This window comes from Paenibacillus sp. CECT 9249, assembly GCF_918697855.1.
Lineage (GTDB): Bacteria > Bacillota > Bacilli > Paenibacillales > Paenibacillaceae > MSJ-34.
In genome coordinates, this window is record NZ_CAKKLI010000006.1 from 98,844 (window position 1) to 119,936 (window position 21,093).

Genomic DNA, 21,093 nt, shown 5'->3' on the forward strand with positions numbered 1-21,093 from the left:
CGAACCACATGGTCGTATTAAAATCCCCCGCCGAAATCGAACAAATGAAAAAAGCGGGGCAGATCGTGGCGGCATGCCATCGCGAAATCGCTAAAATGATCAAGCCGGGCGTTTCGACCTTGGAAATTAACGATATGGTTGCCGGCCTCATTACGCAATTGGGCGGGAAACAATTTACGAAAGGCTATAAAGGCTATCCCAGCGAGACTTGCGCATCCGTTAACGATGTGATCGCCCACGGGTTCCCGGACAAAAAACCGCTCCAAGACGGCGATATCGTTACGATCGACGTTGTCGTCGAAGCGGACGGCTGGTTCGGCGATTCCGGCTGGACCTATCTGGTCGGAAACGTATCCGACGAAGCGCGCCGCTTGGTGGAAGTGACGAAGGAATGTTTGTATTTGGGCATTGAACAAGCGGTGCCGGGCAATCGGATCGGCGACGTCATGCATGCGGTGCAGCAGCATGCGGAGAAGAACGGCTATTCCGTCGTTCGCGACTTGCTTGCACACGGCGTGGGCCGGTCGTTGCACGAAGAACCGAACATGGTGCACGTCGGGAAGCCGGGCAGAGGCTTCCGGTTGAAGGAAGGCATGGTCTTTACGATCGAACCGATGATCAATCAAGGAACCTACGATATCTTTATCGACGACGACGGCTGGACGGCAAGAACGTTTGACGGCAAATTGTCGGCGCAGTTCGAGCATACGATCGCCATTACGCAAGACGGCCCGGTCATCTTAACGGCGCAATAACGAATCTGCCTCTATTCTGAACATATAATTGGGTGATCGGATGAAACTATTCAAGTTAAACGGCTTCCCTCGGGAAGCCGGCGTTTTTATTTTTGCAAGTTTTGTCAACGCGCTGGGCAGCGCTTTTATGTGGCCGTTGACTACGCTTTATGTATACACCTTTTTCGAACGGCCGCTGGCCGACGCCGGCTTCGTCCTCCTCCTTTACTCGCTTGCGGGCATTATAGGGCAATTGCTGGGAGGGATGCTGTACCATCGTTTGGGCGTGAAAAAGCTCATCGTCGGCGCGCTCGCGCTGGCGGCGGCGATGCAATTCTCGCTCATGCTGACGGATCGGTTCGCCGTCTATGCGATCATTATGACGGCGCTAGGACTGTTCAGCTCCGCCTCGATGCCGGCAATCCAGGCGTTTATCGCTTTCCGTTGGCCGGGCAGCAGCCGCGAGATGTTCAACGCCACCTATGTCGGCAACAATATCGGCGTTGCAATCGGCACGGCGCTCGGCGGCTTGGTTGCCAACTATTCCTTCCAACTCACATTCATGCTGAACGGAACGACATCGGTCTTATTCGCCGCCTTTTTCTATTTTTTCCTGCGGACGATGAAGACGGATCAGTTGCCGGACAAATCGGCCAGAGGACTGCGGTCGGGACGAGCCGTCCGCGCTTTTCGACTGCTCATTCCCTACAAGCTTTATCTGTTTGTCGGGCTCGGCAGTCTGTTCGTTTGGTTTTCAAACTCCATGTGGGGAACGGGAGTCGCGCCGTTTTTGTATGACGAAGGGATGGATCTTTCCGCGTACAGCTTGCTGTGGACGATCAACGGCGTACTGATTTTCGTCGGCCAGCCTGTCATTATGTTAATCAAAAAATTTGCGGCCCGAAGCTTGACTTCCCAATTGACGGCGAGCGCCGTGTTTTATTTGCTCGGCTTTATGATTATTTTGGCCAATCATAGCTATGTCTTCATCGTGCTGGGCATGATCGTTACCACCTTCGGCGAAATGCTGATCGGCCCGACGGTTCCCGCCTTTATTACCGAGAATGCCGACGGCGATTCTCCGTTCTATCTCGGCATCACGGGCGGCATCGGCAGCGTCGGCCGCGTGCTCGGACCTTATATTCTTGGCATCACGTACGATTGGGGAGGCATGACGCAGGTCAGTTATGTCGCCGTGATCGGCTCAGCCGTCGCGGTCGCCTTTTTCATGCTGCACGCTTCATTCCATCGCGCCAAGCGTTCCGCCGCCTCGGTTACGCTGGACCGGTAAGGGAGCTTAGGTCGACAAAACGATGCCGAGCCAGGTAAATGCGGCGCAAACCCCAACAGAGCCGCCGATATATGCGGCGGCATGAACATACCGCTTCGATTCCAACAATTGCAACGTTTCATAACCGAAAGTGGAAAATGTCGTAAAAGAACCGCAAAAGCCGATGCCGGCCAGCGCATAAATCCAAGCGGGAACGCTCGGGCCGGCGCCGGACAAGCAACCGAGCGCAAAGGAGCCGGCGACGTTCACGAGCCAAGTTCCCCAAGGAAACGGGGAATGGGCACGGGACGCGACCCATTGCCCGATCCAGAATCGGGCAATCGCGCCGCAGACGCCGCCCATACCTACCAACCATATCATTCGTGGTCTCCCCTTTCCACGGATGCGGGCCGTTTCCCGGCTTGTCCCGCCCGGCCCAATACAATGCCCGCGCCGGTCAGCAACAGGCCGCAAACGACGCTGCCGAGCGAATAAAGCAAAGCGAGGCCCGGCTGCCCGTTCTCAAGCAGCCGCACCGTTTCGACGGAAAAGGCGGAGAACGTCGTAAACGCTCCCGTAAACCCGGTTCCGACGAATAGCCGCAACCCGGGCGCAACGGGCAGTCGCTCCAACGTAACTGTAAAAAACCAGCCGAGAAACAAACAACCGAGGAGATTGATCGCAAAAGTCGTTCCCGGAAACTTCCCCGCCTCCGTTACAAAGGCGAGTCCTATCAAATAACGGGCCGATGCCCCGAAACCGCCCCCGATTCCGACGGCGGCCATTTTTTTTATCATGACGCTCTCTCCTGTCCGTATGATAGCTGTTTCTCATTTTATCATATCTTGTTGGAGACGCGCAGAGACGTAAAGCGCCTTTTTGGAATAGCTCCGGAATTGACCGCATGCCATACCGCTATGTCAGGAACGGTTGCCGCTGAAGCGCCCTTTGATCGCATGCACCGCAACGTAAACGATCGGTATGAGTTGCACAAGCAGCATATAGATGGCCAGGCCGGATGAGGTCAACGTTTTGGCAAAGAGCGTCTGCTCCTTTGAGAACAAGTGGGCAATGGTCACAATCAGCGCCCCGATAAGAAACGTCGTCGTTTTCGGATCGCGGAAGCCGACGATTTGAGCCATCAACTTGGATGCGATAAATATTAACAAGCTGTCTTTGATGAGCAATGTCGTCGACCAGACGGAAAGAACGAGCGGATCGATGTTTTCCAGAAACTGTCCGATTTCCGCAAACCGGATCATTTCCAGCATCGTAAACCTTAAATTCGAGCCTAGATAAGGGCCGAACAACATTAGAGCCATATACCAGAAAACAAGAACGGCGAGCCAGGCGATGACGCTTCCCAAAAAGGCGTAGCGCATCAATTTCTTCTCTTGCTTTAAATGCGGGAACAAAAATAGAAGCAGCACGATTTCCCCGTACCATGGGATGGCGTAGACGAATGAATTCAACATTTTCTGCCATTCGAAATCGGTAATCATTGCAATGCTCATGCTGTAATTCGCACTCGGCATTAATGCCGGAATAATGAGCAGAAGACTGATAAACGACAGCAGGAAAAAAATGTCCGCCAAATAGACGATCGTTCGAATGCCGAGACGGGCGGCCAAACATGTGCAGAATACAAAAATGGACGAAACGACCCAATCCGGCGTGTTCGCCAAATAGATCGAGCTGAAGAAGATCGTAAATTCCTCCACATTGATCGAAGCGAGATGGATGCAATAAAAACAAAAGACGCATACAAAAAAGTAATGCGGCCATTTGCCGACAACTTTGCCGCCGAATTCCACCCATGACTTGTCCAGATTCACCTGCCCGAGGCGGATGGCGAAATAAGCCAAAACAAGACTGAACGCATAGGCTGCGAGAAGCGATATCCACCCTTGATAATCCGCCTTCTCCAGCAGCGGACGGATTAAAAAGGCAAACGGCGCCGATAAAAGGTACACCATCCAAAATCGTGAAAATTGCGAACCCGTTATAAATTTCATGCGGCCACCTCCTGTTTCATTATGGAAACCATCGATCCACCCACCCGAACAGAAACGACACGATCGTATTCGGCGTCGCCAAAGACCTAAGCGGGATGGAAAGCATCATGTAAACGAAGAAAACGAACCAGACGCATAAATAAGCCGCTTTTTCGTAGGTTCTGCTATTGCGGCGAACCATTCTCCAATCGAACAAGCCGATACAGATCATGACTACCATTACCATTGCCATGTCCTCACCTCATTTTCTATCCTGCCAAAAAGGCACCGTTTCCGCCCCGAAATGCATAATTCGAATATTGGCTTGAATTTGAAAATCGACATTGTCTCTATAATAATCGCGCCAATCGTCTCTGATCTCTCTCCATTTGCGCGGGTACCGCCAGTCGACGATCGAACCGAGCATTAAAATGTCCGATTTCAGGCGTTGGGTCTTTTTCAGCATCGCCAGCGCGTCGGTACGCACATCGTCCGCGAATTTTTGCTCGATTTTATGCACGACCTTCGGATCCAATAAATCTTTGCTTGATACTGCCGACAGCACATCCGCCTCCGCAGTTAGCGTAATGTGAAACACAATTTTGTTTCCGGACAATTGCGGGCGAATTTGTCTTTTTAATTGGCGCATCGTCACGCTAATCTTCTCTTTGGCCCCATCCAACTCTACGGTTCGTATTTGACTTTGATGCGACTTGTTCAGCCATGACAACACTTTCGTCTCTTCCATATTCAGAGTGCCAACCAGTTTGCCGTCGCGGAACAAGGCGGCGCCGTCAGTGCCGGCCCAAGGCGTTTCTTTACCTTTCTCGCTGACCGCTTCCACTTTCCCGAACGTCAGAATGCTCGCGGCAACGTCCTGGCCGGCGATGACCGCTTCCAAATAGTTTTTGACGCTCGTTTGCATCAACACTTTTAAATTGACGAATTCGCGCAGCACTTCGGTAGGCGTACGCTCATAGACGGGAGTCAGTTCGGTAATTTCCGTCGCTTTGCCGGGCGCGACGATGATGTAGGTTTTCAAATGAAATTGCGGTTGGCGGATGAGCCATTCGAACAATTCTTTCGTTCCTTGTTCCGCATACTCCCGGCCCATGACGATAATCCGCGTTTGCCCCCACGTCAATTTGCGCGTCAAATCGTCTTGAATTCTTAGCATCGCTTCCGGGAACGTTTTTCCGGATTTTGTCACGGTAGCGTACGGGTTGCCCGACGAACTCGGACCTCCCGCCTCCGCGCCCGACGTCATACGGTTCGTCAGCGGAGTGGCTATCGTTAACAGCACTTCGCCCGGAACGGGCGATTTGTCGACGAATAACCCGCTGACGAACGTTCTGTCGTTCAGTTCGATCGTCGACCAGCAGCCGGACAACAATACACTTATGGCGCATAAAAGAATCCCGATTTTGCAAACTTTCATACGATCTTATCCTTATCTTTTTTGATATGGGTATCTTGCCGGCGCTCGTCACGGTTTTCATACGTCCCGGGACGATCAATCATTTTCTTCCAAGGCGCTCGAACAAACGTATCCTTCCAGTCTTTGAGCACGATCGGCGCCAGCGGACTCATATACGGAATCCCGAACGATTGCAGCGATACCATATGGCAAATAATAAGGAACAGGCCTAGAATGATGCCGAGCATGCCGAATGTCCCGGCCAAAATCATAATCGGAAAACGCAACAGCCGAAACGCGAGCGCAAGCTCGAAATTGGGCGTAATGAATGACGCGATCCCCGTTAAGGCGACGACAATAACCATGGGTGCGGAGATGATTCCCGCCTGAACGGCAGCCTGTCCGATGACGATGCCTCCGATAATCGATACCGTCTGTCCGATCGGCTTCGGAATGCGAATGCCCGCTTCTCGTAGCCCTTCGAACGTAATTTCCATCATAAAAGCTTCGACAAGCGCCGGAAAAGGAATATGCTCGCGCGAGGAAGCGATCGTAATCAGCAAGTTGGACGGTATCATTTCCGGATGGAATGTCGTGACAGCGATATAGAGAGAAGGCAGCAAAAAAGAAACAAAGATGAATAAATAGCGGATCCAGCGGATCCATGTCGTAGCGAAAAACCGTTGGAAATAATCCTCGGCAGCCTGCATCAGCGAAAAAAAGGTAACCGGAACGATGACGGCGCTTGGCGTTCCTTCCACCAACAGCCCGACCCGGCCTTCCATGAGAGAGGACACGACCGTATCCGGCCTTTCCGTGTACTGCACGAGCGGGAACGGGGTATAGGTCGTAGACTCAATCTGCTCCACAATATAGCTGACTCCGAGCACGCCGTCCATCTTTATCCCTTCCAATTTTTCCTTTAATCCGGACAACACTTCCTGGTTCACCAACCCGTCAATGTAAAACAAACATATATCCGAATTGGAATATTTGCCTATTTTATAATGCTGAATTTTAAAATCCGGGTGTTTCACGAGATGCCTGATCAAAGAAATGTTCGAATCCAAATCCTCGATGAACGCTACCTGCGGCCCGACGATAACCATTTCGTTTTGTGCTTCGGCAATCGACCTTTTCTGGTATTTCGTCAAGGGCAAGATAAATATATCGCTTAATCCGCGAATGTGGCACGCCGTTTTCCCTTCCAGCACGCAAGTTACCGCTTCGGCTACGGACGCCGATTGCTCGATGATCATCGGAAAGACGTTTCCATTTGAAATCGATTGATTGAGCTCGACTGCGGATTGCTGCTGCGCCGCCTTGATCAAAGGAGTCAGCGCGCTATCTTGCAGCTTGTTTGAATCGGTAATGCTCGGTATATAAATAAGGACGCAAGCAGCGCCCCCTTGGAGCTCGACTTCGTGATATACGACATCGGAAATACCCTGCATCGCTTCTTTAAATTGTTGGAGCGTATCCGCCACCTCTGTCATGTTATTCACCCGATTCTCGCTTTTGAGCGATAGGTTCCCCAATTTTGTTAATTTTACTCTTTTCAGGCCTGTTTCGCACATGAAAAAACCCGAGGCGTAAGTAACCTCAGGTTTCATAACAGCTTTATTCATTGTCCGGCGAACGTCCGCGCCGCCGCTGCTGATTCGCTTTAATTTTTTGTTCCGTCCCTTGTTCGCTTGCTTGGTAAAATACGCGGTTGCGAATCGATTCCGGCAAATAATCTTGTTCGACATAATGCCCGGGATAATCATGCGGATATTTGTACCCCTTATGCCCCAGCTTGTCCGCTCCCTTATAATGCGTATCGCGCAAATGAAGCGGCACCTCGGCCGATTTGATCTGATCGAATGCGTCCATGACTCTTCCGATCGCCGCCGCAACCGCATTCGATTTCGGGCTCTCCACCGCGAACAGAATCGCCTGGGCGACGATATATTTCGCTTCCGGCCAGCCGATGCGCTGGTATGCCTCCAAAGCGCTTACCGCTTGCACCATCGCCTGCGGGTTGGCGAGTCCGATATCTTCGCTGCACGCCACGGTTAAGCGGCGGATGAACACCATCGGATCCATGCCCAGCTTCTCCACCGCGTACAGAAACCAGAACAGCGCGGCGTCGCTTGAGCCGCGAACGCTTTTGTGAAACGCGGACAAGACGTCGTACTGCGTCGATTCGTCCGCGCGCACCGTCGGACGGCGGATCGATTCCTCCGCCGCGGACAGCGTCACGCGCACGCTGCCATCCTCGTCCGGCGTCGTCGTCATCGCCGCAAGTTCCAGCGCGTTCAACGCGCGCCGAATGTCGCCGTTCGCCATTTCGGCGATATGCAGAAGCGCCTCTTCATCGGCTTGCAGACGCATGAATCCAAGCCCTTTGTCCGCGTCGGACAAAGCGCGCTTCATCGCCGCAAGCGAATGCTCCTTCGCCAGCGGATGCAGCTGGAACAGCGTCGAACGGCTCATTAACGCCCCGTTCACATAATGGAACGGATTCTCCGTCGTCGCGCCGATAAACACGATAATCCCTTTCTCCACCGCGGGAAGTAGCGCGTCCTGCCTCGAACTGTTGAAGCGGTGAACCTCGTCCAGAAAAAGAATCGTTTTCGTGCCGTACATCGATTTATTCGTTTTGGCCTGCTCGATGACTTCCCGTACGTCTTTGACGGAGGCATCCACAGCGTTCAGCCGCACGAAATCGCCTTTCGTCTGCTTGGAGATAATATGGGCCAGCGTCGTCTTGCCGCAGCCCGGCGGGCCGTACAGCAGGATGGACGACACTTGATCGGCCTCGATCGCCCTGCGCAGCAATTTGCCCGGGCCGACGATATGTTCTTGCCCGATATATTCGTCGAGCGTCTCGGGACGCATCCGGTCCGCAAGCAGACGCTGCGACGGCTCCGTTTCCGCCTGATAAGAGAATAGATCCATCATCGTTCACACCTTTATTGATCGAGCAAATCCTTCACGACGACGCTAACCATAATCAATCCCGCCACCGGCGGCACGAACGAGTTGCTCGCCGGCGGCTGCTGCGCCTTGCGAATTTCCGGCGCCGTTTCCGGCACGATCCGCTGGGTCACGTCCGGCCGCGGCTTGATCGGTTCTTCCGTCGAGAAGACGACCTTCACGCCTTTTTTAATGCCGTCCTTGCGCAGCTTCTGGCGGATGACGCGGGCCATCGGATCCACCGACGTTTTGGAAATGTCCGCTACCTGGAACCTTGTCGGATCCATTTTGTTGGCCGCCCCCATACTGGAAATGATCGGTATGTTTCGTTCGAGACATTGCTTGATCAGATGAATTTTGTACGAAATCGTATCGGAAGCGTCAATGACGTAGTCTAACGGATAAGCGAACAATCGCTCGTACGTCTCTTCCGTATAGAACATATTTAAAGCGATAGCGTCGCATTCCGGATTGATCAATCGAATCCGCTCCTGCATCAGCTCCGCCTTCTTCTGGCCTACCGTCGTCGTCAAGGCATGGATTTGCCGGTTAATGTTCGTAATGTCGACAGTATCCTTGTCGATCATCACGATCCGCCCGATGCCCGTACGCGCAAGCGCCTCGGCGGCGATCGAACCGACGCCGCCGATGCCGAGAACGGCCACCGTGCTGTTTTTCATTCGTTCCAAACCTTCCGGCCCGATCGCGAGCTCGGTTCGGGAAAATTGATGAAGCATACGTGTCCTATTCCCCTTTTCTATCCGGATTGCTCATTATTTTTTCTCTTCGCCCGGCTTTTTCGCCAGCTTAATATGCAGTTCTTCCAATTGAGCCGGATCGACTTCCGACGGCGCGGCGCTCATTAAATCGGTCGCGCTTGCCGTTTTCGGGAAGGCGATCGTTTCGCGCAAGTTGGTGCGTCCCGCCAGCAGCATGACCAAACGGTCGAACCCGAATGCGATGCCTCCGTGCGGAGGCGTCCCGTACTCGAACGCGTCGAGCAAATAGCCGAATTTCTCTTTCGCTTGTTCCGGGGAAAATCCAAGGGCGTTAAACATTTTTTCCTGTACGTCGCGTTTGAAAATCCGCATCGAACCGCCGCCCACTTCGTAACCGTTAAGCACGAGGTCGTAAGCTTGAGCGCGGATTTGGCCCGGATCCGTATCGAAGTAGGCCAGATCTTCGTCTTTCGGGCGGGTAAACGGATGATGCTCCGCCACATAACGCTTCGCTTCCTCGTCATAGCCGAGAAGCGGGAAGTCGACAACCCAGGCGAATTTGAACTGGCTGTCGTCGATCAAGCCGAGCTGGCGCCCGATCTTAAGGCGCAAATTGCCCAGCACGTCGGCAACGATCTTCTTATTGTCTGCGGAGAACAAAAGCAAGTCGCCTTCTTCCGCGCCGGTCCGTTCTTTAATTGCCTCGATTTCTTGCTCGGACATAAATTTTACGATCGGCCCTTTGAATTCGCCGTCCTTCACTTGAATCCAGGCAAGTCCCTTCGCTCCGTAACGGGCGGCGTACGGGCCGAGATCGTCGATCTCCTTCCGGCTCCATGTGCCGCAGCCTTTGGCGTTCAAACATTTCACTTCCCCGCCCTTTTCAATGACGGAAGCGAATACTTTAACGCCGCTGTTTGCCACGATATCGTTCATTTCGATCAATTCCAGGCCGAAACGCAAATCCGGTTTGTCGGAGCCGTATTTGCCCATCGCATCCGCGTAGCTGATCCGCTGGAACGGCGTCGGAATCTCGATTTGCAGCGTTTCGCGGAATAACTTGGCCATCAGTTGCTCCATCATGCCAAGCAATTGATCCTGCGACAAGAAGGATGTCTCGATGTCCACTTGCGTAAACTCCGGCTGTCTGTCCGCGCGCAAATCTTCGTCCCGGAAACAGCGCGCAATTTGATAATAACGCTCGATGCCGCCGACCATGAGCAATTGCTTGAAAATTTGCGGCGACTGCGGCAAAGCGAAAAATTCGCCCGGATGCACGCGGCTCGGCACAAGATAATCGCGCGCGCCTTCCGGCGAGCTTTTGATCAAGATCGGGGTTTCCACTTCAATAAACCCTTCGCCGTCAAGGAAATCGCGGAATACTTTGGCCGCTTTCGAACGAAGCAGCAGCGTCTTCTGCATTTCCGGCCGGCGCAAATCCAAATAACGGTATTTCAAGCGCAGCGATTCGTCGATTTCGATCCCGTCTTCGATGAAGAAGGGCGGATTTTTCGCCGCATTTAAAATTTCGATTTCCGTTACTCTCACTTCGATTTCGCCTGTCGGCAAATTCGGATTGAACGTTTCCGGATCGCGCTCCACCACTTGTCCGGTTACGGACAAGACGTATTCGTTGCGCGCGCGGTCGGCGATTTGCAGCGCTTCGCCGGAGAAGTCCGGATTGAATACGATTTGCATCATGCCGGTTCTGTCGCGCAGATCGATGAACAGCACGCCCCCCAAGTCGCGGCGGCGCTGCACCCAACCGTTCAAAGTTACCGTTTCTCCGACATTCGCTTTCGTTAATGTACCGCAGTGATGAGTTTTTAGCTTCATTGTATGATCGTCCCCTTTATGGAATATGTTCTTATGCCAGCCGTGAATTCCGTTTACAGCAGCTCGTCTGCAAGCCGCGCGAGCGGCACGAACCGTTGCTCTCCGGTCGCCATCGATTTCAGCGCGATTTCTCCTCGCGCCAATTCGTCCTCGCCCAAAATCGCGGTATATCGCGCTTGCATGCGATCGGCCGATTTCATTTGGGCTTTCATCTTGCGGCCCAAATAATCCTTCTCCGCGGCGACGCCGCGCTTGCGCAGGTCGAACAGCAGCTTGACCGCTTCTTGCTCGGCCTGCTCGCCGAGAGCAATGATATAGACGTCGAGCGGATTGACCAGCGGCAAGGAGGCTTCTTGTTTTTCCAAAATAAGCAGTACCCGTTCCAGTCCGATTCCTAAACCGATTCCGGGCTGGTCCGGCCCGCCGACATCGCCGACAAGGCCGTTGTAACGTCCGCCGCCGCCGATCGTGTCGATCGCTCCGATTCCTTGCGCTTTATATTCGAACGCCGTATGCGTGTAATAATCGAGGCCGCGTACTAGACGCGTATTCACGACAAACGGGATTTCCATCGCTTGCAAATATTGCAGCACTTTTTGGAAATGCGCCGTGCATTCTTCATCCAGGCTGTCCAATATCGACGGAGCGTCCGCAAAATAAGCTTGATCGGTTTTGCAATCGAGCACTCGAAGCGGATTGCGTTCGATGCGAGATTGGCAATCTTTGCAAAGTTTGTCCCGCAGCGGATTCAAGAAATCGAGCAGCTTCAGGCGGTATGCCGCCCGGCTTGCCGGATTTCCGACCGAATTGATCTCCACCTTGACGTCTTTCAATCCGATTTCGGCATAAAATTGATAACCAAGCGCGATAACTTCCGCATCGATGCTGGGGTCTTCCGCGCCGAACACTTCCACCCCGAACTGGTGGAACTGGCGCTGGCGTCCCGCCTGCGGACGCTCGTACCGGAACATCGGTCCGATATAGTACAGCTTGCTCACATCCGGCTCCCCGTACAGTTTGTTCTCGACAAAAGAACGTACGACTCCCGCCGTCCCTTCCGGACGGAGCGTCATACTGCGGTCGCCTTTGTCGCGGAACGTATACATTTCTTTTTCGACAATATCCGTCGTCTCGCCGACGCCGCGCACAAACAGCTCGGTTTGTTCGAAAATCGGCGTGCGAATTTCCCGGTAATGAAAACGGCGGCATAAGTCCCGCGCTTTCTGTTCCACATACTGCCATCGCTCAACGGTACCCGGCAGCAAATCTTGCGTGCCCGTCGGTTTTTGGAAAGCCATTGGATTCCCTCCTGCAAACGTATTTATAATTAAGCGTTCAAAAAGCCAATCTTTCAGCATGGACCTTTTGACCAGCCTCTTAAAATAAAAAAACTCCCGTTCCTGTTCATAACAGGGACGAGAGATTTATATGCGAAATCGCCCGTGGTGCCACCCACATTCCGGACCGTCGCCTCAGTGTCAAAACTTCAGACAGCCGTCCGCTCAAACGGTTAACGCCCGCAACACGCGTACGGTTACTGACCGGAGGACATGGACGAATGTCCGCGGAAGTTCACCGCAAGTTCTCGGGGAGGTCTTTCCTTCGTCCGGCATAAGGATCTTTACAGCCTGCGAGATCCCTCTCTGCATATGCGGGTGCGAGTTACTCTTTCCCTTCATCGAATCCATTGATAAAACTATATATTTTAAGATTGTAACGCTGTTAGCGAACAAAGTCAAGAGAGTGGAACGGAGCGTTTTATTGTAAAAGGGCAGAAAAAAACCTACAAATAACGTTGTAGGTCCAAAGAGTATATATTAAAAAAGGGGGTCATGTCTGTTATTATAGACTGGCAATGTTAGAGTAATATTGAAATCATGTTACAGTTATATTACAAAAAATAAAGCGTTTCATTCCAATAGTTTTGCCTCTCGTTTTAAGATTTCGTTCCGAACAATTGCTCCAAAATTTCAATTTTCGCCTTTGTATAATGTTCATAGTTATCGTTGTACGCTTTCGGCTCCTTCGGGTTGGCGAAGCGGCTGATCGCGCCGGTGGACGGATCGACCCATTTGCTGGCGGCCCCGCATCCCAGCCCGATGATCGTCTGCATTTCTTCCATAATCAAAATATTATAAAGACTCTCTTGTCCGGGTATGGCATAGCCGACGTTCTCCAAGTTTCCTAAAATATTTTTTTGCCTGTACAAGTAGTAAGGGACGTATCCATGAAGCTTGGTCCATCGCTCGGCTTCCCGCATCATGCTCTCGATTTCGCTCCGGCCGGCCACCGTATATTTGCCGTCTCCGCGATGCTTGGTCATTTCCGAAGCTCTCTTGAAGGACAGCGTATGCACCGTCAGCGACTCCGGCATCAGCTTCTCCGTTTCGGCGAGCGTATGCCGGAACTCCGCTATCCCTTCGCCCGGCAAGCCGATAATCAGGTCCATATTTATATTGTTCATGCCGGCTCGGCGCGCCAGCCAAAATTTATCGACCGTCTCTTCGACCGAATGATGCCTTCCGATAATATCGAGCGTTTCCTGCGTATACGACTGCGGATTGATGCTGATCCGGTCGATATTCCATTTGTTCAGAACGGCCAGCTTCTCGGGCGTTATCGTGTCGGGGCGCCCGGCCTCGACCGTAATTTCGCGAATGCGGTCCGCGTTCGGGAACGAGGCATACATTTCCTCATATAGCATATCCATTTCTTCCGCCGTAATGCTGGTAGGCGTACCGCCTCCGAAATAGACCGTCGTGATGGATATTCCCCGTTCTTTCAGCCAGCGGCCGATCTCCCGCATTTCATAATGAAGCCCGCCGAGAAACGAGTGAACCGATCCTTGGCGGCCGTTAATGTCATAGGCGGGAAACGTACAGTAGGCGCATTTGGTCGGACAGAACGGAATCCCGATGTAAATGCTGACTTCGTTCTTCAGCGCGTATAAATCGGGAATCATCGTCAATTGCCGATCGACGATTTGCTGCATCAGTTCGATTTTGCCGCGATCAACCAAATATTGTTCGCGCAGCGTCCGATGGGCGTTCTCCTTCGAAAGCCCTTGCTGAAGAGCGCTATGCAATAACTTGGTAGGGCGTATGCCCGTCAATATGCCCCAAGGCTGCACAATTCCCGTATATTGCTGCAGAACGTGAAGCAGCACATGGCATAGCGCTTGTTTCACATGCTTGCGCACCGCTTCGCCATCTTCCTTCGCTTCCGGCGTTCTAACATGGCAAGCGGCGAATCGCCGCCGCTCGGCTGCAACGTCGAACGAAGCGGCAGCTTCGAGCCTCCCCCCTTCTGTACGCTCGTACATAAGGGCGATTGTCATCTCCGATTTTCCGCTTTCGTTTGCGTGTTCGGGAGTTACGACGTTAACTTCCGCTTCTTCGAAAAACAAATGAACGATGTTGGAAAACGTACGTTCGAATGCAGATTCGCGGGTTACAATGTCGATCCGCATCCCTACACCTCCCTTCTCGTTAGCTGCGGCCGGCATATAGGACCGCTAACTGTCGCGTACCGCTCTTTCCTTACAGGCTAGGTCAATCTCCGCGCCGCCCCCGAAGCGGCGGACGGCATCGAAAATCGGCCGCAAATTCGACTTCCGCCTCTCCCCGCGTCATGTTCAACGCTTCATGCAAATCGTTGTTCAACATGCGATTGACCGTTTGCCGTATGACGATCTCCTTCGTCGATTGTCGCATCTTTCTCGCTCCTTGCAGGAAATGATCTGATGGCGCGTTGAGCGATGCCAAGGACGCCATTGTTACCGATTATTTTCCGCAAGGGCCCGATAAAATATGACCGGGGAACGCGTGAACATGCCACATTTGAAGTTTAAACGACATCAAGATCAAAATCAACGAATGGGACCGATTATGTTAAATATAAACTTTGACGAATAATGATCGCAAAGATTGAAAATATTAGCTTATGAAATTAAGCCGAAACGGAGAGAATTTGCCATGCAAAAAACGATAGAGAAATCGTTCAAGTCAACGACGCCAAAAACCGGGATGCCTTATTATTGGAAGGTTATCCTCGTCTTTACGCTCGGCTGGGTATTCATGTATGCCGACCGTACCATTCTCAATCCCGTCATGCCTATTCTGGCGAGAGAATTCGGCATCAACAACGCTCAACTCGGTTTAATCAACAGTGTATTCTTTCTCGCTTATGCGATTTTGCAGATTCCGTCGGGAACGCTTGGCGACCGGTTGGGGCGCAAAAACGTTCTTGTTCCCGGCTATATTCTGTTCGGCATCTCGACCGCTTTCACCGGGATCGTCAATTCCTTCTTTTTACTGCTCATCGCCCGGATCGTGACCGGTATTGGCGAAGGGACGTATTACGGTCCGCAATACGCTTTGTCGTCCGAAGCCATTCCCGAGAGGGTGCGCACGGTTGGAACGGCGGTCATTAACAGCGGGCAAGCGATCGGCATTTCGCTAGGCTATATTACAGCCAGCACGTTAACGCTGGAGAACGGTTGGAGCTGGAGAATTCCGTTTTACATTATGGCCGTTCCGACGGTGATCACCGCGTTTTTAATTTGGTTTGTCGTCAAGGAGAAGCCGCGCAAGCTGAATGTCGAAGCCAGGGGAACGGAAGCGAACAAGGGAGACGTGCGAAAAACCTCCATGTTTTCATTGTTTAAAAACCGAAATCTTGCGCTCACCTTTGTGATGGTTTTCTGCTCGCTCTACGGATTTTTCGCGATTCTTACCTGGCTCCCGCAATATTTGCAGACCGAACGGGGGTATCAAGGAAGCGATGTCGGCTTCATCTCTTCGCTCGTACCCTGGGCTTCTATTCCCGGAGCGCTGTTCTTCGGCTATTTATCGGACCGGTTCGGAAGACGCAAGCCGCTGGTTTATGTGCTGGTACCCATTGCTGCCCTGTCTATTTATTTGGTGGTTTATACGCAAAGCGCCGCCGCCATGATGTTCGCCTTGATCGTTTACGGTTTAACCGGCAAACTGGCGCTCGATCCCGTGCTCGTCGCTTTTGTAGCGGATAACGCTCCCAAGGAAGCGTACAGCACCGCGTTCGGTCTGTATAATTTTATCGGAATGAGCTCTTCGATCCTCGCTCCTTACATTACGGGATACCTGGTGGACCAAACGGGCAGCATGCGATCCGGTTTTTTTCTGGCCATGATTTTGCTGTTTGTCGGTCTGGCGGCGATGATTTTCACTCATGAAAAACCAAGAACGAAAACGGCCTGACGATTCGGGCCGCGACACGAAAGGAAGATTGCCGTGCTTAAAACCATCATTAAAGAAAACGTCTATCAGGACTCGGTCAGCTTAATGCTCCTCACGAACAAGTTGTCCGCCATGGAAGGCATCAACCGCATTTCGGTCATGATGGGCACCCCCGCCAATTTGGATATTTTCCGCAACACCGGTTTATATACTGCCGAATTGGATCGGGCCAAGCCAAACGATATATGCATTGTGATCGATACGGAGCACCCAGAGAAAGCGACGGAAGTGCTGAACGAGATCGATTTTTTTCTGAAAAACCAAGCGCTCGCCGGCGCAAAAAACGATTACGACAAAGTCCGCACATGGGATCGGGCGATGCAACTGCTGCCGGACGCCAATCTGGCGCTCTTGTCTATTCCGGGCGAATATGTCGCGGGAGAGGCGCATAAAGCGTTGGACAAAGGGCTTCACGTTTTTATTTTCAGCGATAATGTGCCCGAGGCAGACGAACTGGAACTGAAACGGAAAGCGAAGGAGAAAGGCTTGCTCGTTATGGGGCCCGACTGCGGGACAGGAATATTATCCGGAGTTCCCATCGCCTTCGCCAATGTCGTAAACACGGGAAAAATCGGGATCGTGGGCGCGTCCGGCACCGGTATTCAAGAAGTATCCACAATCATAGACAGATTAGGCGGCGGGGTTAGCCATGCGATCGGCACCGGCGGGCGCGACCTGAGTCAATCGATCGGCGCGCTCACCATGATGGACGGCATTGCCGCATTGGAGGCCGACGCGAACACCGAATTGATCGTCGTTATTTCCAAGCCGCCCGCTCCCGAGGTGAAAAATCAAGTTGCGGCCCTTCTAAAGTCTCTGTCCAAGCCCTCGGTCGCCGTCTTCACGGGCGAAAAACCGGCGGAACCGGAAGGAAACATTCGTTATGCCTATACTTTGGAAGAAACGGCGGTCATGGCCGTGCAGCTCGCATACGGTAAAACGGCTGCGCCGCCCGAAAGTTCGGGGAGTGCCGCAAAAGAGGATCGTTCGTTGCTCCCTTCCCAATCGTATATCAAAGGATTATATTCGGGAGGCACGCTGGCGACGGAAGCCGCGATGCTCGTGCGCGAAGCGTTCGGCATCCCCGCTTCGCTGAAGCATGAAGAGGGCTATATTTTCAAAGATCAAGGGCATGAAATTATCGACCTCGGCGACGATATTTATACGAAAGGGCGGCCGCATCCGATGATCGATCCGACCACCCGTAAGGAGAAGATCGGCAGTATGGCGAAAGATCCCGGCACGGCGGTTATTTTATTCGACGTCGTATTGGGTTACGGCTCCCATGCCGATATGGCCGGGGAACTGATTCCTTCCATTCGGGAAGCTCGGGCGCGCGTTTCCGCGGAAGGAAGAACCGTTCACTTCGTTTGCTCCGTCTGCGGGACCGATCAAGATCCGCAAAATTACGGGGAACAAAAGCGAAAGCTCGAAGAGGCCGGCGTTATTGTCGAATCCAGTAACGTGAAAGCCGTCAAGCGGGCGCTTGATATCGTCGGCAAGCCTTTGCCATCTGTATCCGTACCTTCCGCCGCGCCTGCGGGCGCGCAGCAGGGGACAGCAGCCGCGCCGAACGTGCCGGAAGCGACGACCAAGCTATTATCCGGCAAGCCGCGCGTGATCAATCTGGGCCTGGCAAGCTTTGCGGACACGATCCATCGGTACGAAGGGAAAGTCGTCCAATTCGACTGGCGCCCGGTAGCGGGCGGCAATAAAAAACTAGCCGATATTTTGTCAAAATTAAAATAACGACCATGAAGGAGAACGTAATATGTACAATACGATTGACGAAGCCAACCGGGCGGTCGTTGACAAAATAGCCAACGCACAGCCGTTTCTGATCGACGTTGTTCCCGCCAAAACCGTTATTGACGAGTTGAACGGCCGAACGCTGCTTCATGCGGGCCCGCCCATCGAGTGGCGGAATATGACGGGGCCGATGAAGGGTTCCTGTATCGGCGCGCTGCTGTTCGAAGGTTGGGCCGCAACGGAAGACGAAGCCAAGCGAATGCTGGAGGGAGGAGAAATCCGGTTCGTCCCTTGCCACCATGCGAACGCCGTCGGGCCGATGGGCGGAATTACATCGGCCAGTATGCCCGTCCTTGTGGTGGAGAACCGCACGGAAGGCAACCGTGCATACTGCAACCTGAACGAAGGGATCGGCAAGGTATTGCGCTTCGGCGCCTATAGCCAGGAAGTGATCGACCGCCTTCGTTGGATTCGCGACGTTCTCGGTCCCGGCATGTCCAAAGCGTTGAAAGCTTCGGACGGCGGCATCAACCTGAATGTCGTCGTCGCCAAGGCGATTACGATGGGCGACGAGTTCCACCAACGGAACATTGCGGCCTCGCTGCTGTTGCTCAAAGAGTTGGCGCCGCTATTGTTAGCAGCCGAAGTATCCGAAACGGACAAAAGAACGATTATCAAATTTTTGGCGGATACCGATCAATTTTTTCTCAATGTGATGATGGCCGCGTGCAAGGCTGTCATGGACGGCGCGCGCACGATTCAAGCGGGCACGATCGTTACCGCCATGACCCGCAACGGCAAAGATTTCGGCATTCGCGTCAGCGGGTTGGGCGATCGATGGTTTACCGCTCCTGTCAATACGCCGAAAGGATTGTTCTTTACCGGCTATTCGCAAGAAGACGCCAATCCGGATATCGGGGACAGCGCCATTACAGAGACGTTCGGGGTCGGCGGGATGGCGATGATCGCCGCGCCGGGCGTCACCCGCTTCGTCGGCGCAGGCGGATTCGAAGACGCTTTGGCGATCAGTAATGAAATGGCGGAAATCTGTTTCGACCGGAACAGCAATCTCACCGTTCCAACATGGAACTTCCAGGGGATCTGTCTCGGCATCGATATTCGCAAAGTAATTGAAACGGGCATTACGCCTGTTATAAATACGGGCATCGCCCATAAAGAAGCGGGGATCGGACAGGTTGGGGCCGGTACGGTTAACGCCCCGCTCGCCTGCTTCGAGAAAGCGCTGGTCGCTCTGGCCGAGACGATGGGCGTTGCAGATTGACCTATGTCCGTCGTTCAAGGAGAGGCCTATAGCCCGAATGTCCCGCTTCTGCTTGAACGGAATCGTTCCGGGACGGTACACAGCCTGTTCCGGAACGGGATCAACATCCGTGTGGGACAGAGGCTTGTTTTTATCGGGACCGATGTAAGCGGGCAACTGCCGTTTGCCGTTCATATCGACCGCCGTTCCGTCGATCGTATCGCGTATCGGCTCCATCCCTCCGGTCCCGTACTTTTGGAATACAGGCAACAGGAGCTCAGGCTTATTACCTGCAACGTTACAATCCGGTTGGATTCTGCCCGGACCTTCTCCAATACGCTGCGCGACTTTCGCGGCGGCGCCGGCGACATATCCGCCAATTTCCGCAATTTCGCCGCCTTGCTCCGCACTTATTCCCACAAGAGCGGATTCGGGTTAAGCCCAACTCAATTGATGAGCATTCTGCAAAACGGAACGGACAGGACGGAGTTGGGACAGACGTTTATTCGGTTTCGGGGTTCCTGGGACTGTCCCGATCCGCGACGGCGGTGGCAAACCATTCGGCCCCTCATCGGATACGGCGCCGGGCTGACTCCTGCGGGCGACGATTTTTTTATCGGGGCTCTGGCCGCCGGATTGTATTCCGGGCGAGTTTCCCCTGTCGTTCTGCGGGAGCTCGCGGAACGATTCGCCGAACATCCCGGCCTGACGACCGACATCAGTTCGGAATATCTTCACTATGCCTTGAAGCGGCAATTCGGAACAAGCGTTTTGCAGCTGCTGGACGCTTTGTTCAATGGACAAAACGCCGATTTGGCCAAAGCCTTCAGCATACTGGCCGGCAGCGGACACAGTTCCGGAATCGATACCGCACTTGGAATATACTGCGTTATTCATAATTTGCTAGAGGAGGCGGCCCCTTCATGAAGACCGTATTGCTTGCGCTTGGCGGAAACGCGATTTTGCAGGCGAATCAGGAAGCGACTTACGACAATCAATTGAAAAATGTGACAGCATGCTGCGAGGCGATCGCGAATATCGTGCAAAAAGGATACAGGGTGCTGCTTACCCACGGCAACGGGCCGCAGGTGGGCAATATTTTATTGCAGAACGAAATCGCCAAAGATACGATACCGATGCTTCCTCTGCATGTCTGCAATGCGGAAAGCCAGGGATTTATCGGGTATATGTTCCAGCAATCGCTAATGAACGAACTGGCGCGAAGAAATATCGACCGACAGGTCGTCTGTATGCTGACTTGCGTCGAAGTGTCTCCGAACGACGATGCTTTTCGCCTTCCGAGCAAGCCGATCGGACCGTTCTATGCCAAAGAAGAAGCGGAACGCCTTGAGTCCGAACATGGGTGGAACGTAGTCGAAGATTCCAACCGCGGCTGGCGCCGAGTCGTGCCTTCGCCTCGACCGCAAGGCATTGTCGGCGGGAAAACAATGCGGGAATTGCTTCAGGCGGGTCATATCGTTATTGCTGCGGGAGGAGGAGGCATTCCGGTGGTTCGGGAGGTTGACGGGACGCTGAGAGGGGTGGAGGCCGTCATCGACAAGGACCGTACCGCTTGCCGGCTTGCAAAAGAGCTTGACGCGGACATGTTCGTTATGCTGACCGATGTGGAGCATGTGTTTATTCGTTTCGGCCAACCGGACCAGAAGGCTCTTCATACGATTACGACCGAAGACGCCAAGCGTTACTTGGCCGAAGGCCAATTCGGCAAAGGAAGCATGGGACCGAAGATGGAGGCGTCCGTCGATTTCGCCGAAACGGGAGGAACCGCCGTTATCGGATCTCTTCGCTCCGCGACTCTCGCTTTAGAAGGGAAAGCGGGAACGCGGATAGTGAAGAAAGGGGACGGCTAGATTTC

General features: G+C 53.2%; 19 protein-coding genes. 7 read left to right on the forward strand and 12 right to left on the reverse strand.

Annotation, left to right across the window (positions count from 1 at the left end; all coding sequences use genetic code 11):
• The first annotated feature begins 8 nt into the window (after positions 1 to 8).
• A complete protein-coding gene (gene map, locus LQ229_RS07665) occupies positions 9 to 755 on the forward strand; it encodes a type I methionyl aminopeptidase (protein WP_216538347.1) in 747 nt (248 codons plus the stop codon).
• 40 nt (positions 756 to 795) lie between these two features.
• The gene (locus LQ229_RS07670; protein ID WP_230191350.1) at positions 796 to 2,025 is read left to right on the forward strand and encodes an MFS transporter; all 1,230 of its coding nucleotides are present in this window, start codon (positions 796 to 798) and stop codon (positions 2,023 to 2,025) included.
• 6 nt (positions 2,026 to 2,031) lie between these two features.
• Here LQ229_RS07670 and crcB (LQ229_RS07675) read toward each other — a convergent pair whose 3' ends face one another.
• The 12 genes from crcB (LQ229_RS07675) to LQ229_RS07730 form a co-directional block, all read right to left on the reverse strand.
• Positions 2,032 to 2,385: a fluoride efflux transporter CrcB gene (gene crcB / locus LQ229_RS07675; protein ID WP_230191351.1), complete on the reverse strand. Its 354-nt coding sequence runs from the start codon at positions 2,383 to 2,385 to the stop codon at positions 2,032 to 2,034.
• On the reverse strand, positions 2,382 to 2,801 hold the full coding sequence (gene crcB, locus LQ229_RS07680; protein ID WP_230191352.1) for a fluoride efflux transporter CrcB: 420 nt from the start codon (positions 2,799 to 2,801) through the stop codon (positions 2,382 to 2,384). The genes crcB (LQ229_RS07675) and crcB (LQ229_RS07680) overlap by 4 nt, the downstream gene beginning before the upstream one ends.
• 123 nt (positions 2,802 to 2,924) lie before the next feature.
• Positions 2,925 to 4,019, reverse strand: a complete 1,095-nt coding sequence (locus LQ229_RS07685; RefSeq protein ID WP_230191353.1) for a GerAB/ArcD/ProY family transporter — start codon at positions 4,017 to 4,019, stop codon at positions 2,925 to 2,927.
• Positions 4,020 to 4,038: 19 nt separating this feature from the next.
• Complete coding sequence (locus LQ229_RS07690; protein ID WP_230191354.1) at positions 4,039 to 4,251, reverse strand: hypothetical protein; 213 nt, start codon at positions 4,249 to 4,251, stop codon at positions 4,039 to 4,041.
• A gap of 9 nt (positions 4,252 to 4,260) precedes the next feature.
• Positions 4,261 to 5,436: a Ger(x)C family spore germination protein gene (locus tag LQ229_RS07695; protein ID WP_230191355.1), complete on the reverse strand. Its 1,176-nt coding sequence runs from the start codon at positions 5,434 to 5,436 to the stop codon at positions 4,261 to 4,263.
• Complete coding sequence (locus LQ229_RS07700) at positions 5,433 to 6,911, reverse strand: spore germination protein (RefSeq protein ID WP_230191393.1); 1,479 nt, start codon at positions 6,909 to 6,911, stop codon at positions 5,433 to 5,435. The genes LQ229_RS07695 and LQ229_RS07700 overlap by 4 nt, the downstream gene beginning before the upstream one ends.
• 124 nt (positions 6,912 to 7,035) lie before the next feature.
• Positions 7,036 to 8,358 (reverse strand): replication-associated recombination protein A, encoded by a 1,323-nt coding sequence (locus LQ229_RS07705; RefSeq protein ID WP_230191394.1) that lies wholly within the window; start codon positions 8,356 to 8,358, stop codon positions 7,036 to 7,038.
• A 14-nt stretch (positions 8,359 to 8,372) separates the two neighbouring features.
• A complete protein-coding gene (locus LQ229_RS07710) occupies positions 8,373 to 9,113 on the reverse strand; it encodes a tRNA threonylcarbamoyladenosine dehydratase (RefSeq protein ID WP_230191356.1) in 741 nt (246 codons plus the stop codon).
• 36 nt (positions 9,114 to 9,149) lie between these two features.
• The gene (gene aspS, locus LQ229_RS07715) at positions 9,150 to 10,931 is read right to left on the reverse strand and encodes an aspartate--tRNA ligase (RefSeq protein WP_230191357.1); all 1,782 of its coding nucleotides are present in this window, start codon (positions 10,929 to 10,931) and stop codon (positions 9,150 to 9,152) included.
• A gap of 53 nt (positions 10,932 to 10,984) precedes the next feature.
• Positions 10,985 to 12,229 carry a histidine--tRNA ligase gene (hisS, locus tag LQ229_RS07720; RefSeq protein WP_230191358.1) on the reverse strand — a complete coding sequence of 415 codons (1,245 nt, stop codon included), beginning with the start codon at positions 12,227 to 12,229 and terminating at the stop codon, positions 10,985 to 10,987.
• A 638-nt stretch (positions 12,230 to 12,867) separates the two neighbouring features.
• Positions 12,868 to 14,400 carry a coproporphyrinogen III oxidase gene (locus LQ229_RS07725; RefSeq protein ID WP_230191359.1) on the reverse strand — a complete coding sequence of 511 codons (1,533 nt, stop codon included), beginning with the start codon at positions 14,398 to 14,400 and terminating at the stop codon, positions 12,868 to 12,870.
• An 82-nt stretch (positions 14,401 to 14,482) separates the two neighbouring features.
• Entirely contained in the window at positions 14,483 to 14,644 is a 162-nt protein-coding gene (locus LQ229_RS07730; RefSeq protein WP_230191360.1) for a hypothetical protein, read from the reverse strand.
• Between the two features lie 261 nt (positions 14,645 to 14,905).
• Here LQ229_RS07730 and LQ229_RS07735 point away from each other — a divergent pair, with 261 nt between their 5' ends.
• From LQ229_RS07735 to arcC, 5 genes are read left to right on the forward strand one after another with little or no spacing between them, the layout of a single operon-like run.
• Positions 14,906 to 16,168 (forward strand): MFS transporter, encoded by a 1,263-nt coding sequence (locus tag LQ229_RS07735; RefSeq protein WP_230191361.1) that lies wholly within the window; start codon positions 14,906 to 14,908, stop codon positions 16,166 to 16,168.
• Positions 16,169 to 16,201: 33 nt separating this feature from the next.
• Positions 16,202 to 17,956, forward strand: coding sequence for an acyl-CoA synthetase FdrA (fdrA, locus tag LQ229_RS07740; RefSeq protein ID WP_230191362.1), 1,755 nt, complete (start codon positions 16,202 to 16,204; stop codon positions 17,954 to 17,956).
• Positions 17,957 to 17,978: 22 nt separating this feature from the next.
• Positions 17,979 to 19,238, forward strand: a complete 1,260-nt coding sequence (locus tag LQ229_RS07745) for a DUF1116 domain-containing protein (RefSeq protein ID WP_230191363.1) — start codon at positions 17,979 to 17,981, stop codon at positions 19,236 to 19,238.
• Positions 19,239 to 19,241: 3 nt separating this feature from the next.
• A complete protein-coding gene (locus tag LQ229_RS07750) occupies positions 19,242 to 20,144 on the forward strand; it encodes a DUF2877 domain-containing protein (protein ID WP_230191364.1) in 903 nt (300 codons plus the stop codon).
• Positions 20,141 to 21,088 carry a carbamate kinase gene (gene arcC, locus LQ229_RS07755; RefSeq protein ID WP_230191365.1) on the forward strand — a complete coding sequence of 316 codons (948 nt, stop codon included), beginning with the start codon at positions 20,141 to 20,143 and terminating at the stop codon, positions 21,086 to 21,088. The genes LQ229_RS07750 and arcC overlap by 4 nt, the downstream gene beginning before the upstream one ends.
• The last annotated feature ends 5 nt before the right edge of the window (positions 21,089 to 21,093 follow it).